The organism is Couchioplanes azureus, from assembly GCF_014648355.1.
Lineage (GTDB): Bacteria > Actinomycetota > Actinomycetes > Mycobacteriales > Micromonosporaceae > Actinoplanes > Actinoplanes azureus.
This window is the reverse complement of sequence record NZ_BMQY01000017.1, coordinates 38,166-52,727: the sequence shown is the minus strand read 5'-3', so window position 1 is coordinate 52,727 and position 14,562 is coordinate 38,166. Positions and strand designations below refer to the sequence as shown.

The following is a 14,562-nucleotide window of genomic DNA, read 5'->3' as shown; positions in this document are numbered from 1 at the left end:
GGGTCTCAGAACAGGGTCATCGGCTCGACCGGCGTGGGTTGCGGTAGCGGGGCCAGGCCGGGCACGCGGGCCCGGACCTCGTCGTGGAACCGGCGGGCGAGCTCGGGCGCGTCGGCGTTGTCCGGGGTGTGGACGAAGAACGTCGGCGAGCGGCCCTCGCGCAGCCAGCCCGCGACGATGCCGACCCACGGCCGCCAGCCCTCGACCGTCCGGTCGACGGCGTCCCGGCCCAGGTAGCGCACGATCGGCCGGTCGGTGAGTGCGACCGTACGCAGGGGCATGCGGGGCTTCTTCGTCCAGGCGTCGCGCTCGGCGTCGCTGGTCGGCGGGCTGCGGAAGAGGGCGGTGGTGTCGAACGGGATCCACTCGGCGTCCACGGGGGCGAGTGCCTCCTCGAGGCGGCCGGTCGCGCCCGGATCGTCGAAGAAGGCACGGTGCCGAACCTCCACGGCGTACCGATGGGAAGCGGGAAGCCGGCGCAGGAAGCCGGACAGCACCGGGACGTCGTCCGGGCCGAACGAGCCGGGCAGCTGGATCCACAGGGCGTGCGCGCGCGGTCCGAGCGGCTCGATCGCCTGCAGGAAGGCCCGCAGCTCCTCGTCGCCGCCGGTGAGCCGGCGCTCGTGGGTGACGGCCCGCGGCAGCTTGAGGACGAGGCGGAACTCCGGGCCGGTCTGCTGGGCCCAGCCGGCCACGGTGTCGCGGGCGGGCGTCGCGTAGAAGGTGGTGTTGCCCTCGACCGCGTCGCACCAGCCGGCGTAGGACCGCAGCCGCTCGTGCGAGGGCTGCGGATGCGGCAGGAAGCGGCCCTGCCAGGCCTTCAGGCTCCACATCGCGCACCCGACGTGCAGACGCACCGCGATGACCTCCGCCCATGCCGCAGGGGTGATGCATGGACCATAGCGGTACGCCCGCCCTGCGCCGAATCGCCGATCTTGGCGGTGCACCGTCAGTTACCGGTGGCGCGCCGTGACGTTTGACCCACAAGAGGCTGTTCGCGAGGGTTATGGGGGATGTGGAGTGAGCCGGGAACAGCTTGTCGGACCCGTGGTCTACGGTCAGCACGTGCCTGAAGAGCCCGCTCTCTCCACGCCCGCCGAACCGGGCGGCCCCGGTCCGGCGCCGGCCGGCTCCGCGACCACGGACGCTCCCACGCTGCCGCCCGCGGACCCGGGCGTGCCGGACGGTGGCCCGGCCGGCGACTCCGGCGCCGGGGAGGGCGAGACCGGCAGGTTCACCGTGCGGCTGACGAACTTCACCGGGCCGTTCGACCTACTGCTGCAGCTCATCGGCAAGCACAAGCTCGACGTCACCGAGGTGGCGTTGCACCAGGTGACCGACGACTTCATCGCGTACATCCGGGGGATGGGCGACGACTGGGACCTCGGCGAGGCCAGCGAGTTCCTTCTCGTCGCGGCCACCCTGCTCGACCTCAAGGCCGCCCGGCTGCTGCCCGCCGCCGAGGTGGAGGACGAGGAGGACCTCGCCCTGCTCGAGGCCCGCGACCTGCTCTTCGCGCGGCTGCTGCAGTACAAGGCGTTCAAGGAAGCGGCCGCCCACCTCGCCGAGCTGGAGAGCACCGGGGCGCGGCGCTGGCCGCGCGCGGTCTCGCTGGAGGCGCGATATGCCGAGGCGCTGCCCGAGCTGGTGCTCGGCGTCGGACCGGAGCGCCTGTTCAAGCTGGCGCTGAAGCAGTTCACCCCCAAGCCGGGGCCGCCCCAGGTGTCCATCGCGCACATCCACCAGGTCCGGGTCAGCGTGCGCGAGCACGCCAACCTGATCCGGGAACGGCTGCGGCGGGCCGGCACGTCGACCTTCACCCTGCTCGTCGCCGACTGCGAGAACACGCTGGAAGTGGTGGCCCGGTTCCTGGCGCTGCTCGAGCTGTACCGGGAGGGCCTGGTCGACTTCGAGCAGCCGGTCTCCCTGGACGAGCTGACGATCAGGTGGATCGGCGGCGCCGACAGCGGGGCCGAGCTCGACATCGACGACTACGAAGGCACCCCGCCCGAACCGGACACCGCCGCCGCGGACCCCGAGCCGGGCGCCGGCGCGGAAGAGGAAGACGCTGACCAGGACGGTCCGGGGGCGCACGCCGGGCCGTCGGCTCCATCGGAAGAGGACAAGTCATGACGGACGAGCGCCCCGACTCCCTCGCCGCACAGGCGGCCTCCTGGGTCCCGCCGTGGGAGCGCGCGCCGCGCCCGCCGGACCCCGCCTACGCCGCCGCCCACCGCGGCGAAACCGATCCGGAGCAATCCGACGCCGCAGAGGCCGAAGCCGCGGAGACGGACGCCGTGGAGGCCGAGGCCGCGCCGGTGGATGCGGACGTTGCGCCGGAAGATGCGGACGTTGCGCCGGTCGAGGCCGAGGTCGCGCCGGAATCGATCGTTGCCGAGGACGTGTCGCAGCCGATCGACGCCGGGGTCGGATCGGAGCCGGTGGACGTGGGGGCCGGGGCCGCGGTGACCGAGTTCGAGGTCGGGCCCGAGGTGCCCGCGGCCGATGCGTTCGAGGAGGCGGCGGAGCACGACGTCGCGGGGGCGCCGGTGGTGGATGCGCCGGTCGACGGGGATGCGGCCGGGGTGGAGTCCGGCGCCGACGGGGATGCGGCCGGGGTGGAGTCCGGCGCCGACGGGGATCCGGTGGCGGTCAGTGCGCCGAGTTCCGGGATACCCGCTCAGGGCCGTCGGGGTCGGGGAGGGGGTGCTGCTTCTGGGGGGTCGTCGCCCCGTACCGAAGAAGTGAAGCGCGAGTCCGCCGGAAAGCCGGTGTCCGGCTCTGCCGACGAGGGGGAGCGCCAAGAACCCGAGCTGAAGCCGCTCGATGACGCCGAGTTGCGGGCGGCGCTGGAGGCGATCCTGCTCGTCGTCGACGAGCCGGTCGCCGAGATGCAGCTCGCGCAGATCGTGGAGCAGCCCACCGAGCGCGTCGCCGCCATGCTGGAGGACATCTCGGCGCGTTACACCGCCGCGGGGCACGGGTTCGACCTGCGGCGGGCCGCGGGTGGGTGGCGGCTCTACACGCGGCCGGAGTATGCGCCCTACGTCGAGCGGTTCGTGCTCGACGGGCAGTCCGTGCGGCTGACGCAGGCCGCGCTGGAGACGCTGGCCGTGGTCGCATACAAGCAGCCTGTGACGCGCTCGCGCATCTCGGCCATCCGCGGTGTGAACTGTGATGGCGTGATGCGTACCCTTGTCACGCGCGGCCTCATCGAGGAATGCGGCACCGAGGGCGAGACCGGGGCATTCCTGTATCGGACCACGGCGCTGTTCCTCGAGAAGCTCGGCCTCAACTCGGTGGACCAGCTGCCGCCGCTGGCCCCGTTCCTGCCCGACGACGTGGAAGAAGTGCTCGATGCCTCAGGCTGATCCGGACAACTCCGTGCGCTTGCAGAAGGTCCTGGCGACCGCCGGAGTCGGATCCCGGCGCGCCTGCGAAGACCTGATCTTCCGGCGGCGCGTCACCGTCGACGGCCGGGTGGCCAAGCTCGGCGACAAGGTCGACCCGGCGACCGCGGAGATCCACGTCGACGGGCAGCGCATCGTCACCGACACCAAGCTGGTCTACCTGGCCATGAACAAGCCGCGCGGTGTGGTCTCCAGCATGGACGACGAAAAGGGGCGCAACGAGCTGGCCGACTTCCTCGGCACGTTCGAGCAGCGCATCTTCCACGTCGGCCGCCTCGACGCCGACAGCGAGGGCCTGCTGCTGCTCACCAACGACGGGGCGCTCGCGCACAAGCTCATGCACCCCTCGTACGGGGTGGCCAAGACCTACCTGGCCGAGGTCGCCGGGCCGCTGCCGCGCAACGTCGGCCGCCGGCTGCTCGCGGGCATCGAGCTGGAGGACGGTCCGGCCAAGGTCGACGCGTTCAAGCTGGTCGACGCGGTGGGCAAGACCGCACAGGTGGAGCTGACGCTGCACGAGGGGCGCAAGCACATCGTGCGGCGGATGATGGACGAGGTCGGGCATCCGGTGTCGCGACTGGTCCGTACGGCGGTCGGTCCGATCCGGCTCGGCGACATGCGGCCCGGCGGCTTCCGGCACCTGTCGAACGCCGAGATCGGCGCCCTGTTCAAGGCCGTCGGCGAGTAAGGGGCCGACGCGGTGAACGGCGACCTGCGGGTGCGAAGCGGCGGCGAGGGCGGCCCGCTGCTGATCCTGCTGCACGGGCTCGGCGCGACCGCCGACGTGTGGGCGGGCTGGTGGCCGGTGCTGGCCGGCCGGTGGCCCGGCCGCTGGGTGGCGCCGGACCTGCCCGGCCACGGCGGTTCGGCGCCGCTGCCGGAGTACACGTTCGACGCCTTCGCCGCCGCGGTGCGCCCGCTCGTGGAGCCGGCCGGACCGACGTATGTGCTCGGGCACTCCCTGGGCGGAGTGGTCGCCCTCGCGCTGGCCGGGGCCGGGTCGCCGGTGGCCGGGATCGCCGGGCTCGGCATCAAGGTCGCCTGGAGCCCCGAGGAGCTGGACCGGGCGCAGGCGCTGGCCCGGCGGCCCGCGGCGTGGTTCGACTCACGGGACGAGGCCGCCGCGCGGCACCTGCGGGTGTCCGGGCTCACCGGGCTGCTCGATCCCGCCGACCCGGCCGTGGACGCGGGCCTGGTGCACGAGGACGGGCGGTGGCGTCTCGCCCTGGACGGCCGGGCCTTCGGGGTCGGTGAACCGGACATGGCGGCGCTGGTGGGTCGGTGCCCGGCGGAAGTCACCCTGGCGCGCGGCGAGCACGACGTCATGAACACCGGCGAGCAGCTCGGGCGGTTCGGTGTGCCGGTCGTCACCCTGGACGGACTGGGGCACAACGCCCACGTGGAGAGCCCGGAGCGGTGCATGGTGCTGCTGGAGGGCTGGGCCTGAGCGCCGGCTCGGGGGTGCCTCTGACGCCGGGGCCTGTCGGCTGCGGTCGGGGGCGGGTGGCGCCGTACTTTCCGGAAATGACGGAGTCGGACGGCCCGGAGGATGCCCGCGCGTAGTTGTCGGAGGCACCGGGCACAATGGGGAGGTTCGTCTTCCCCGACGTTGGAGGTAACGGTGGCGCAAGTAGTACGGCCCGAGCGGTGCGTGGTGGCCGTCGACGGCCCCTCGGGGTCGGGCAAATCCACCGTTTCCCGGCGTCTTGCCGCGGCGATCGACGGCGTCTACCTCGACACCGGCGCGATGTACCGGGCGATCACCTGGTCGGTGCTCCAGGCCGGGGTCGACCTGGCCGACACCGACTCCGTGATCAAGGTGGCGATGGAGACCGACCTCGCCATCGGCACGGACCCGCTGGCCCCGCACTTCGAGGCCAACGGCGTCGACGTCGACGCGGCCATCCGCGGGCCCGAGGTCACCGGGGCGGTCTCGGCCGTCGCCGCCATCCCGCAGGTCCGCGCCATGCTCGTGCAGTTCCAGCAGGAGATCATCGCGGCCGCGTCCCGCATCGTCGTCGAGGGACGCGACATCGCCACCGTCGTGGCCCCCGACGCCGACCTCAAGGTCTACCTGACCGCCTCCGCGGCCGCGCGCGCCCAGCGTCGCAGCGCCGAGGACGCCACCGACGTCGCGGCGACCGAGGCCGACCTGGCCCGCCGCGACCGGCTCGACTCCACCCGCACCGCCGATCCGCTGCGGCAGGCCGACGACGCGGCGGAGCTGGACACCACCGGCATGGGGATCGACGAGGTCGTGCACCGGCTCCTGGACATGCTCAACAGCAAGGTGAGTTCGTGACTGACTTCCCCGTCGATCTCTCCGAGTTCGACGACGTGACCTTCTCCGACGGAACGGCCGCCGAGACGGACGAACCGGCCGGTCCCCAGCCGGTCGTGGCGGTCGTCGGGCGCCCCAACGTCGGCAAGTCGACCCTGGTCAACCGCATCATCGGCCGCCGCCAGGCGGTGGTCGAGGACGTGCCCGGCGTCACCCGCGACCGCGTGCCGTACGACGCCCAGTGGAACGGCCGGCGCTTCACGGTGGTCGACACCGGCGGCTGGGAACCTGACGCCCGCGACCGCGCCGCCGCCATCGCCGCCCAGGCCGAGATCGCCGTGCAGACCGCCGACGTGGTCGTCTTCGTCGTCGACGCCACCATCGGCGCCACCGACATGGACGAGAAGGCCGTGCGCATGCTCCGCCGCAGCGCCAAGCCGGTCATCCTCGTGGCGAACAAGGCCGACAACCAGGCCGTGGAACTCGAGGCCATGTCGCTCTGGTCGCTCGGCCTCGGCGAGCCGCACCCCATCTCGGCCCTGCACGGCCGCGGCTCCGGCGACCTGCTCGACGCGATCCTCGCCGCCATGCCCCCCGCCCCGCCGATCATCGAGGGCGGCCCGCGTGGCCCCCGCCGCGTGGCCCTGGTCGGCCGCCCCAACGTCGGCAAGTCCTCCCTGCTCAACCGCGTCGCCCGCGAAGAACGCGCGGTGGTCGACTCGGTCGCCGGCACCACGGTCGACCCGGTCGACAGCCTGGTGGAGATGGACGGCGAGATCTTCCAGTTCGTCGACACCGCCGGCCTGCGCAAACGCGTCAACCAGGCATCCGGTACCGAGTACTACGCCTCCCTGCGCACCGCGGGAGCCGTCGAGGCGGCCGAGGTCGCCGTGGTCCTCCTCGACGCCGCCGAGGTCATCAGCGAACAGGACCAGCGCGTCCTCACCCAGGTCGTCGAGGCCGGCCGGGCCCTGGTGATCGCCTTCAACAAGTGGGACCTGGTCGACGCCGACCGCCGGTTCTACCTCGACAAGGAGATCGACCGGGAGCTCAAGCGCATCCCCTGGGCGATCCGCGTCAACATCTCCGCCAAAACCGGACGAGCGGTCGACAAGCTCGCCCCGGCGATCCGCCGAGCCCTGGCCAGCTGGGAGAAGCGCATCCCCACCGGCGCCCTGAACCAGTGGCTGACCGCCCTCACCCAGGCCACCCCGCACCCGGTCCGAGGCGGCCGAGCGCCCCGGGTGCTCTTCGCGACCCAGGCAGGCGTGGCGCCGCCGAGGTTCGTGCTCTTCACCACGGGTCCGTTCGACGCGGGCTACCAGCGGTTCGTCGAGCGGAAGCTGCGCGAGGAGTTCGGCTTCGAGGGGAGCCCGGTGGAGGTGTCGGTGCGGCCGCGCAAGAAGCTGGGGCCGGGCGGCCGAGGAAAGGCACACGGGTGAGCATCCCGGCATGCCGGTGCTCAGCGGGTTGAGGGACTGCGGTAGGGTAGTGGTGTTGCCGCGCGCTGGGGCTCTGGGGCGTGGCATCGGGCTGTAGCGCAGCTTGGTAGCGCACTTGACTGGGGGTCAAGGGGTCGCAGGTTCAAATCCTGTCAGCCCGACGCAGGTCAGAGGGCATATCCCATCGATGGATATGCCCTCCTTTCATGTCCGGGTTACTAACTGGGTGACTACGGGTTTCGGGTGTCGTCCGGGCCGAAGATGCGGTCCATCGCGACGGCCCCGTTGAGCAGTACCGGCCGCAGTTGATGACGGTAGACGCTCTCGGTGATCGACGTTCCGGAGTGCCCGCACAGGTCGGCGATCTCTTCCAAACTCATGCCGTGGTCGGACAACAGCGACACGAAGCTGTGCCGCAGTTCGCGCGGGGTCCATTCGGAAGGGTTGAGTCCGGCGGCTTTGATGATCAGCCGGAACGAGCGCAGCACGTTGTGCCGGTCGAGTTCGGTGCCGGCCTTGCTGGCGAACACCAGCGCGTCGCCGGTGGGCAGGCCCTGGCGTTCGTACTGGTCGGTGAGGACCTGGACGCAGCGGGCGGGCAGCGCGAGAGACCGGCGCGATTTGCGGGTCTTGGTGTCGCCGTCGACGCGCACGGAGCGCCAGACGTGGACCGAGGGCGGGACCGGCGGATCGAGGTCAGGCCGCCCTTCAAGGTCGACATGTGCCCAGGTGAGGGCGCGTAGCTCCTCGGTGCGGGCACCGGTCATGAGCGAGAGCACGACATAGGCGTGCAGGGAGCTGTGTTCGGCGGCGGCGAGCAGCGCCTTGGCTTGATCGAAGGTCAGGGATTTCGACGGGCGGCCGTCTAACCCGTACGGCACGGTGCACAGGCCGACGACGTTGCGCATGACCTGGTTGCGGGCCATCGCCCGGTTGACGGCGCGGTTGAGGATCGAGTGCAGCAGGCGCAGGGTGCGGGTGCTGAGGATCTTCGCCTTGGCGGCGAGCCACCGGTCGATGTCGGTGGCGGTGAGGTCGCGCAGTTTCCGGGCGCCGAGGTCCGGTGCAATGTGGGTGCGCGAGAGCATGGTGTAGTTGCCGACGGTGGTGGCGGCTTTGCCGCTCAGCCCGTAGGCCAGCCAGTCGGCCAGCGCGTCCGCGACGGTGATGGTGTTGTGGGCGATCGAGAGCCCGTCCTCGTAGTCGCGGATCTTCTGCCGCAGGGCGTTGTTCGCTTCGGTCTTGGTCTTGCCGCTGGCTTTGCGGACGATGCGCTTGCCTGCCGGGGTGTAGCCGACGGTGACTGAGGCGATCCAGCGCTGTCGCGCTTCGTCCCAGTGCAGGCCGCCATCGCCCCTGCTCCGGCGTTTGGTCATGCGGCGACTCCTTCCTTGCTCTCCCGTTCCAGTAGGGAGACGTATTCGGTGATGGCCGACTCGGGCACGAGCCGGGTGCGGCCTTCTTTGACGGTGCGCAGTCGGCCGGCGCGGATGAGTTCGTAGATCACGGAGCGGCTGAGGCTCAGCTGCTGCATCACTTCGGGGATGCGGTACAGAGCCTTCCGCTGGGGCTCGTTCAACGGTCTTCCTTCCTCGTCGGGCGGTGCAGTCAGGCGGCTACCGGGATGGCAGTCGTGGTGGTGCCGATTTCGTGGGCGCGTTCCTCGCGGCCGGTGTCGTGTCGGGCGCGGGCCATGGCGGCGGCGGTGTTGGCGAGCAGGGCGTCGCCGTTGGTGTGCCAGCCGGTTCCCGCGAAGGTGAGGGTGCCGACGATCAGCGTGGTTTCGTCGCCGAGGTGGTCGGCGGCCTGCACTGCGCCGGAATCTTCGGTGAGGGTCTGGTCCTGGTGGCGGCGGAAGACGACGCGGGTCTCCCGCAGTAGCCGGAACGTGACCGAGTAGCGGCGGGCTTTGGTAAGGAAGTGGCCGCCATAGCCGAGCATGTGGGCCCAGCGGCGTAGCCGGGCATACGGATTGGTGGGTGTGGTGGTGTGCGCGGGTTTGGTGTCAAGGCTGGCTTGACGTTCGGCGACGCATTGCGGGCAGACCCGGTAACGGGTGTGACCGCCACACTCTGGCGAATCCCACGGCTCGATGAACGTCCCTTGAGGGTGGCCGGTGGAGGCGCGGAGCAGGCCGGTGCGGCGGTGGGGTTGGTCATCGGGCTGGTGGCCCAGGCGCCAGCAGGCGGCGATGAGCCGGGCGGTATGGCTGCCATGGGGATCGGCGTGCTGGTCGAGGGTGTCGGCGGTGATCCGGGTGGAGTTGTGACCGGTGGCTTCGGTGCTCTTGGTGGCGTACTTGGCGAGGTAGCCAGCGACCATGCCGTCGGTGACCTGCCCGTTGCCGGTGAGGGTGATGGGCCGGATGTCGAGGCCCTTGTCCGGGTCGCCCCAGCGCATCGGCCAGCCTTCGGCCCGGTCCGCATGCTCCGGGGTGTCGAACGTGGTGGTCCGGGCGGCGTCGTCGAGCGCGTCGACGAGGTCGGCCACGCCGATGCCGGTCGGGGGCGGGATGACAGCGTCCAAGTTGTCGCCGTCGACGCCGTCGAGGCGAATGAGGGCGTGGAAGTGGATGGCGCCGCGGCGTTGCATCTCGGCGGCTTTGCCGTGGGACAGCCGTACGGGTGGGATGCGGCGGACGCGTTTGCCGTCGGTGCACACTTCGATGAACGGAATGCCCCGGGCGCGGCAGAGCTTGGCCAAAGCGCGTTCGGCGGTCTGCTTGGTTCGGTGCCACAGCTCGGCGGCGAAGCAGTTGAACACGACGTGGTGGTCGTGGTCGTAGCAGGCGAGGCACAACGGCTGGCCCAGGGCGGGATCGTCGCTGGTGTGGCGAGCCCAGCAGACGACCGGCAGCCCGTGAGAGCAGGGGCCGGGACTGTCGCGGCGGGCATGGCACGGCTCGGGTCGACAGTCGCAACGCCGACGGTCGGCGCACGAGTGGGCGCGGACGTGGCGGGTGTGCACAGCGCCGAAGCCGGGTGCGGTCAGAGTGACGAACACGGCCGGATGGCGCGACACCGTCTCAGGGACGCCTTTGCCGCCGACGAGGCCGGCGCGTAGCAGCTGGTAGGCGTCGCGCTGGTAGGTGCGGGCGCAGGACGGGCAGACGGTGCCGCGGCGGTTCCCGCACGCTTTGTAGATCGCTTTGTCGGGCAGGGCGTCGGTGTGCCGGGAGTCGAGCAGGGTGCCGCTGCTGTCGTAGCGGTCGAGGGTGCCGGACAGCCGGATCGGGCGGGTGCATCCCGCCGCGGCCTGCACATGCGACAGCCAGCCGAAGTAGTCCGGGCGGGCGGCGCGGGCGACGGCCTGGCCGAGCGCGGACGATGCGGCCGGTGGCGGGGTCCAGGAGGGTTCGGCGTTCGAGCCCGTACCCCGGGCAGTCTGCTCCCGGGGTGCGAGGTCCAGCGTCGAGGTGCTCATGGTCAGGCAGCGGTCCCGGTCTGCGGGTGCTGCGGGCCGTGATGGCCCATGAAGGTGAACATGACCTGGTGTTTGATGACGGTGATGCGGCAGGCCGGGCACTGCTGCTCACGCGGGGCGTGTCGCCCGCAGGCGATGACCGCGGTGGCGGTCCCGGACCGGATGGTGACGGGTCGGCGGCAGGGGCCGCCGGGTGCGACCGCGACGATGGTGCGCCGGGTGTCGTAGGGATGCGGCTCAGGGTCGGCCGGGCAGGTGTGGGTGAGGTGATGAACGTCGACCTGGTAGGCGGTCACCGGACACCGCCGAACGCCGGGGAATGACCGTTGAGCCGCGCCGGTGGGGGGTTGTCGATGGCGGCCAGCAGCCGGGCGGCGATGGTCTCCGTGGTGCCGAGCCGGGCGGCGAGCTCGCCGGGGGTTAGTGGCTGGCCGCTGGTTTGCCGGTGTTGGACGGTGACCATGCGGGCCGCGGAGATGAGCCGGGCCGGGAGGTCCTCGGCGTGATCATGCCCGTCGGTGGCCGGCAGAACTGCCGGTACTGGATCAGCCGGGCTATCAGAAGCGGCGGTTGTTGTTACCGCAGGTGTTGAGGGCTCGGCACTGGCGGCCGGGGCGGCGCCGACGGGTTCCGTGTCGGTGTCCGGCGTGCTGACCTTGATCTTGTTGGCGGCGGCGAGCAGGTCCGCGGCTTGTTCCTCGATGGCTTCGAAGTCGGGGCGGATGCGTCCGGCGACGAGTTCGACGCCGATGACCAGGACGACGACGAGGGCGAAGATGAGCCGCAGCCCCACGGATCCCGGCGCGAGGTAGTTGACGGTGGCCGACAGCAGCGACGCGCCGGTGAATACGGCCAGAGCGGAGCGTTTGGCGTCGCGGGTGATGCCGGGGGTGCGGACGACGATGAGCATGGAGACCATGGCGGCGTCGAAGATGAGCGGGACGAGGTAGGCGAAGTAGCCGGCCTTCTGGGTCCACAGGTAGTGGGCCTGGTGCAGGTAGCTGGTCGCGAGGGCGGCGAGCAGGGTGAAGCGGTTGTACCGCTTGATGGTGTCGATCGCCTTCAGCATGTTCGGCACCGCGTTGCGGGCGTATTCGGCGGCGAAGTGTTCGGTGGCGGCGGTCATCGGATGCCTCCGTCGTTGGTGACGGGTAGCACGGCGGTGATGCCGTTGCAGTACGCGCACCAGATGGCGGCGTAGCCGTCGGCGAGGATGTCGTTGATCCGGTCGTCGAGGGTTTCCCACTCGGCCGGGAACACGGAGACGTCGCCGCAGTCGTCGCACCACTGCTGGGTGGGGCAGAGTTTGAGGACGGGGCCGAGGTCGGGGTGGATGCCGGCGGGGGTCATGCCGTCGATGCACCACAGGCAGTGGGGTGCGGTTTCGGCGTCGTGCCGGTCATAGAGGCTCACCGCCCACCACCTCCGGCTGCGGGTTCGCAGACGAGGCAGGCGCCGGTCGAGCGAGGGATGTAGTAGGGCCGGGTGATGCCGCAGTGCCGGCAGGTCCGCCGGGCCTCCAGGGCCTTGGCAACAGCGGCCAGTTGGCCGGGGGACGCGGACCATTTCGGTTTGGCCAGGTCGCGGCGGTAGAGGTAGGCGACGCGGCGCTGCGCGCGGTGGCGCCACAGGATCTGCGCGACGGGATCGTGTCCGTCCGGGCGCAGGCCGGCGGCGCGTAGCTGGCGGCGGGTGGCCAGATTGTCGGGGGCGTAGTGGTAGGGGAAGGTGGGGAAGCCGTAGCGGGCTCCGGTGGGGTCGTAGAACTCGACCGCGATGCCGGTCCGCTCGGCCAGCTCGTCCAGGACCGGGAAGTGCAGCGCGATCGGGGCGGTCATCGGTCGGCTCCCCAACGCTGCTGGGCGGCCTGGCGGGAGATGCCAAGCCGTTGGGCGATCTCGGCCCAGGAGTAGCCGTGGGCGCGCAGTCCGATCACTGCGTCGGTGATGGCGTCGTCCAGCACGGACGACAGGGCCACCATGTCGGTGAGGGCTTCCACGTCGCCAGAAGCGACCCGCCGGGCGTAGGCGCGGATGATGCGCCGGGCGAAGGCGGCGTATTCGTCGTTCTCCACGACATCCCGGCGCCGCGGGCGTGGGGGCCGGCTGTCGCCGGACGGGGGTTGCAGTGTCAAGGCGTGGTTGACATAGGACAGGCTCACCGGGCACCCCCGGCAGAATGTGCGGCGTCCCAGTCGTCGGCAGCCTCGTTCAGGGCCTGGATGACTTCGTCGCGGGTGCGGTGTTCGGCGTCGTTCCATTGGCCGATGACGTCGATAGCGCTGGTCTGGAACGGGTCATAGTCCGGATCCAGGCAGGCGGCGAACATCCGCAGCGCGGACATGACGCCCCAGGCGTCGTGGTCGAACAGGGTGGTGTCGTCGGTGGCGGTGAGGATGCACCGGCCGTAGGCGGCGGCGTTGATGGCGCCGATGGCGCAGGCGGGCGGGAACGAATCCTGCGCGAGGTAGTCGAAGACTTCGCCTTGGGTCCAGCCGTGGGTTTGCAGGTAGAGGGCGGCGCAGCGCAACAGCACCGCCGGCGTTACGGCTGTGTTGGTGGTGGTGTCGGGTACGGCGAGCGGGTGGTGGGTAGCCTTCATGGCATCCACGTCCTTTCCGTAACAGGAGCGATGTGGGTGAGGGACAGGACCGGCCATGGCCTGCCGAGCTCGTGGGCCGGTCCTGTCGTCCGTCAGGGCTATGCAGTTGTCGGTTGGTGCCGGTTTCAGCAACCGGGGCAGTGCCTGCGGCCAGACGTGCGCCGGGCGCCGAGCGCGCCGAGAACGGCGACGATGGCCAGGACGGCGAGGACCGGCCCCGCGTGCGCGGTGACGAACTCGACGAGCTGGCCGAGCAGATATGCGGCGGTGGCGAGAAGGCCGGCGATGGTGCCGGTGAGCGCCGTGACGATGACCGCGAAGCGGGCACGCTTAGACGTCGAGGTGGCCCGGACGGTGGGTCGAGCCGGAGCGGGTTCGCGGAGCCGGATGATGATCTGGAAGCGGTCGCCGGTGACCGGGCGCGGCGCCGTCAGTGCGACGAGGGTGCCGGCGGTGCGGTGGTTGGCGACCACGTTGGCGAGCTGGGTGGCGGTGCCGGTGACGGTGTGGTCCCGGACGAGGGTGTGGGTGGTCATGCGGCCATCTCCCATCGGTGGGCAGTGGACGAGGCGGTAGTGCGGGACGGGTGCCGCAGCCAGGCGGCGTAGTCGGCAATCGCGTAGATGTCGATGTCGGACAGGTACGCGGCTTTGATCAGGTACGGGACGCGCTTTCCGGCGCGGAGCAGCGCTTCTCCCGGGTTGTCGGGATTGATCTTCGAAGCGTCGAAACCCATCTCGGCCAGGCCGTTGCCGAGGATCACGTCGGAGCTGCCGACGGTGGTGCAGTGAAACGCGCACCGGTAGCCGAACAGGTCCCGCAGGCTGGCGGGGATGATGTCCCATGAGGTGCGCTGGGTGGCGGCGATGACCGGCATGCCGCAGGCACGGCCGAGGGAGACGAGCCCGCGCAGCAGGGTCTCGAATTCCTCCTGCTGGGCCTTGGTTCCCAGCACGGTGGTAAACATGGCCAGCTCGTCGATGATCGTGACGATGATTGAAAGCAAGTCCTCGCGGCGAATCTTGCGGCGCCGCTGCGCCAAGATCCATTGGTAGCGGTTACGCGCGACGGTCAGCAGCCGCCGCAGGACGCTCAAACCCTTTTCGATCTCATCGCCGATGAACTCGTCGGCGACGTTGATGTAGGGGCCGAGCTCGACCCACTTCGCGTCGAACAGGACCAGGCGGGTGTTGGCGGCCAGGGCCGCCGTGGCGGCGGCGAGGTTGACCAAGCCGGATTTGCCGCCGCCGGGCTCTCCGGCGACGAGCAGGTTGCGGTAGACGACGTCGAGCATCACGTGCTCGCCAAACTCGTCGATGCCGATAAACATCGGGTCGAACATCGACAACCGGGGCATGGCCGGCAGCCGGCTTTCGGGAGGATGCACTGCGTTGATGGTCATGGA

At 70.9% G+C, this 14,562-nt stretch carries 18 protein-coding genes and 1 tRNA gene; 7 read left to right on the top strand and 12 right to left on the bottom strand.

Features of this window, described 5'->3' with window-relative positions; genetic code table 11:
• Window positions 1-5: 5 nt before the first annotated feature.
• The gene (locus IEY99_RS32830) at window positions 6-857 is read right to left on the bottom strand and encodes a DUF72 domain-containing protein (RefSeq protein ID WP_189208005.1); all 852 of its coding nucleotides are present in this window, start codon (window positions 855-857) and stop codon (window positions 6-8) included.
• A gap of 319 nt (window positions 858-1,176) precedes the next feature.
• On the opposite strand from IEY99_RS32830, the gene IEY99_RS32825 reads away from it, so the two are divergent.
• From IEY99_RS32825 to IEY99_RS32795, 7 genes are all read left to right on the top strand, one after another.
• Complete coding sequence (locus tag IEY99_RS32825; protein WP_229799484.1) at window positions 1,177-2,133, top strand: segregation and condensation protein A; 957 nt, start codon at window positions 1,177-1,179, stop codon at window positions 2,131-2,133.
• Window positions 2,134-2,549: 416 nt separating this feature from the next.
• Window positions 2,550-3,371 carry an SMC-Scp complex subunit ScpB gene (scpB, locus tag IEY99_RS32820; protein WP_373293487.1) on the top strand — a complete coding sequence of 274 codons (822 nt, stop codon included), beginning with the start codon at window positions 2,550-2,552 and terminating at the stop codon, window positions 3,369-3,371.
• Window positions 3,358-4,098: a pseudouridine synthase gene (locus IEY99_RS32815; RefSeq protein ID WP_189208002.1), complete on the top strand. Its 741-nt coding sequence runs from the start codon at window positions 3,358-3,360 to the stop codon at window positions 4,096-4,098. Before scpB ends, IEY99_RS32815 begins: the two co-directional genes overlap by 14 nt.
• Before the next feature lie 12 nt (window positions 4,099-4,110).
• Entirely contained in the window at window positions 4,111-4,857 is a 747-nt protein-coding gene (locus tag IEY99_RS32810) for an alpha/beta fold hydrolase (RefSeq protein WP_189208001.1), read from the top strand.
• 174 nt (window positions 4,858-5,031) lie between these two features.
• Window positions 5,032-5,712, top strand: a complete 681-nt coding sequence (gene cmk, locus IEY99_RS32805) for a (d)CMP kinase (RefSeq protein ID WP_229799480.1) — start codon at window positions 5,032-5,034, stop codon at window positions 5,710-5,712.
• A gap of 35 nt (window positions 5,713-5,747) precedes the next feature.
• Complete coding sequence (der, locus tag IEY99_RS32800; protein ID WP_189208032.1) at window positions 5,748-7,133, top strand: ribosome biogenesis GTPase Der; 1,386 nt, start codon at window positions 5,748-5,750, stop codon at window positions 7,131-7,133.
• A gap of 87 nt (window positions 7,134-7,220) precedes the next feature.
• A tRNA-Pro gene (locus IEY99_RS32795) sits at window positions 7,221-7,294 on the top strand.
• A 69-nt stretch (window positions 7,295-7,363) separates the two neighbouring features.
• Here the strand turns inward: IEY99_RS32795 and IEY99_RS32790 are convergent.
• The 11 genes from IEY99_RS32790 to IEY99_RS32740 all read right to left on the bottom strand — a co-directional run bounded on the left by IEY99_RS32790 (window position 7,364) and on the right by IEY99_RS32740 (window position 14,559).
• On the bottom strand, window positions 7,364-8,509 hold the full coding sequence (locus IEY99_RS32790) for a site-specific integrase (RefSeq protein ID WP_189207999.1): 1,146 nt from the start codon (window positions 8,507-8,509) through the stop codon (window positions 7,364-7,366).
• Window positions 8,506-8,712, bottom strand: a complete 207-nt coding sequence (locus tag IEY99_RS32785; RefSeq protein WP_268245168.1) for a helix-turn-helix domain-containing protein — start codon at window positions 8,710-8,712, stop codon at window positions 8,506-8,508. Before IEY99_RS32785 ends, IEY99_RS32790 begins: the two co-directional genes overlap by 4 nt.
• A 29-nt stretch (window positions 8,713-8,741) precedes the next feature.
• Window positions 8,742-10,556 (bottom strand): replication initiator, encoded by a 1,815-nt coding sequence (locus IEY99_RS32780; RefSeq protein ID WP_189207998.1) that lies wholly within the window; start codon window positions 10,554-10,556, stop codon window positions 8,742-8,744.
• 2 nt (window positions 10,557-10,558) lie between these two features.
• A complete protein-coding gene (locus IEY99_RS32775) occupies window positions 10,559-10,852 on the bottom strand; it encodes a hypothetical protein (RefSeq protein WP_189207997.1) in 294 nt (97 codons plus the stop codon).
• On the bottom strand, window positions 10,849-11,682 hold the full coding sequence (locus IEY99_RS32770) for a DUF2637 domain-containing protein (RefSeq protein ID WP_189207996.1): 834 nt from the start codon (window positions 11,680-11,682) through the stop codon (window positions 10,849-10,851). Before IEY99_RS32770 ends, IEY99_RS32775 begins: the two co-directional genes overlap by 4 nt.
• Window positions 11,679-11,969 carry a hypothetical protein gene (locus IEY99_RS32765; protein ID WP_189207995.1) on the bottom strand — a complete coding sequence of 97 codons (291 nt, stop codon included), beginning with the start codon at window positions 11,967-11,969 and terminating at the stop codon, window positions 11,679-11,681. Before IEY99_RS32765 ends, IEY99_RS32770 begins: the two co-directional genes overlap by 4 nt.
• The gene (locus tag IEY99_RS32760) at window positions 11,966-12,361 is read right to left on the bottom strand and encodes an RRQRL motif-containing zinc-binding protein (protein WP_189208030.1); all 396 of its coding nucleotides are present in this window, start codon (window positions 12,359-12,361) and stop codon (window positions 11,966-11,968) included. The genes IEY99_RS32765 and IEY99_RS32760 overlap by 4 nt, the downstream gene beginning before the upstream one ends.
• Window positions 12,362-12,390: 29 nt before the next feature.
• Entirely contained in the window at window positions 12,391-12,684 is a 294-nt protein-coding gene (locus IEY99_RS32755) for a helix-turn-helix domain-containing protein (RefSeq protein WP_189208029.1), read from the bottom strand.
• Window positions 12,685-12,713: 29 nt separating this feature from the next.
• On the bottom strand, window positions 12,714-13,157 hold the full coding sequence (locus IEY99_RS32750; RefSeq protein WP_189208028.1) for a DUF6197 family protein: 444 nt from the start codon (window positions 13,155-13,157) through the stop codon (window positions 12,714-12,716).
• 125 nt (window positions 13,158-13,282) lie between these two features.
• The gene (locus IEY99_RS32745) at window positions 13,283-13,693 is read right to left on the bottom strand and encodes a hypothetical protein (protein ID WP_189207994.1); all 411 of its coding nucleotides are present in this window, start codon (window positions 13,691-13,693) and stop codon (window positions 13,283-13,285) included.
• Window positions 13,690-14,559 (bottom strand): FtsK/SpoIIIE domain-containing protein, encoded by an 870-nt coding sequence (locus IEY99_RS32740; protein WP_229799479.1) that lies wholly within the window; start codon window positions 14,557-14,559, stop codon window positions 13,690-13,692. The genes IEY99_RS32745 and IEY99_RS32740 overlap by 4 nt, the downstream gene beginning before the upstream one ends.
• Between the last annotated feature and the right edge of the window lie 3 nt (window positions 14,560-14,562).

What these genes read in the sequence shown, in the direction of transcription:
- IEY99_RS32815 (WP_189208002.1), top strand. Translation starts at nt 3,358, where the DNA reads ATGCCTCAGGCTGATCCGGACAACTCCGTGCGCTTGCAGAAGGTCCTG.
- IEY99_RS32790 (WP_189207999.1), bottom strand. Translation starts at nt 8,509, where the DNA reads ATGACCAAACGCCGGAGCAGGGGCGATGGCGGCCTGCACTGGGACGAA.
- IEY99_RS32780 (WP_189207998.1), bottom strand. Translation starts at nt 10,556, where the DNA reads ATGAGCACCTCGACGCTGGACCTCGCACCCCGGGAGCAGACTGCCCGG.
- IEY99_RS32770 (WP_189207996.1), bottom strand. Translation starts at nt 11,682, where the DNA reads ATGACCGCCGCCACCGAACACTTCGCCGCCGAATACGCCCGCAACGCG.
- IEY99_RS32750 (WP_189208028.1), bottom strand. Translation starts at nt 13,157, where the DNA reads ATGAAGGCTACCCACCACCCGCTCGCCGTACCCGACACCACCACCAAC.
- IEY99_RS32745 (WP_189207994.1), bottom strand. Translation starts at nt 13,693, where the DNA reads ATGACCACCCACACCCTCGTCCGGGACCACACCGTCACCGGCACCGCC.
- IEY99_RS32740 (WP_229799479.1), bottom strand. Translation starts at nt 14,559, where the DNA reads ATGACCATCAACGCAGTGCATCCTCCCGAAAGCCGGCTGCCGGCCATG.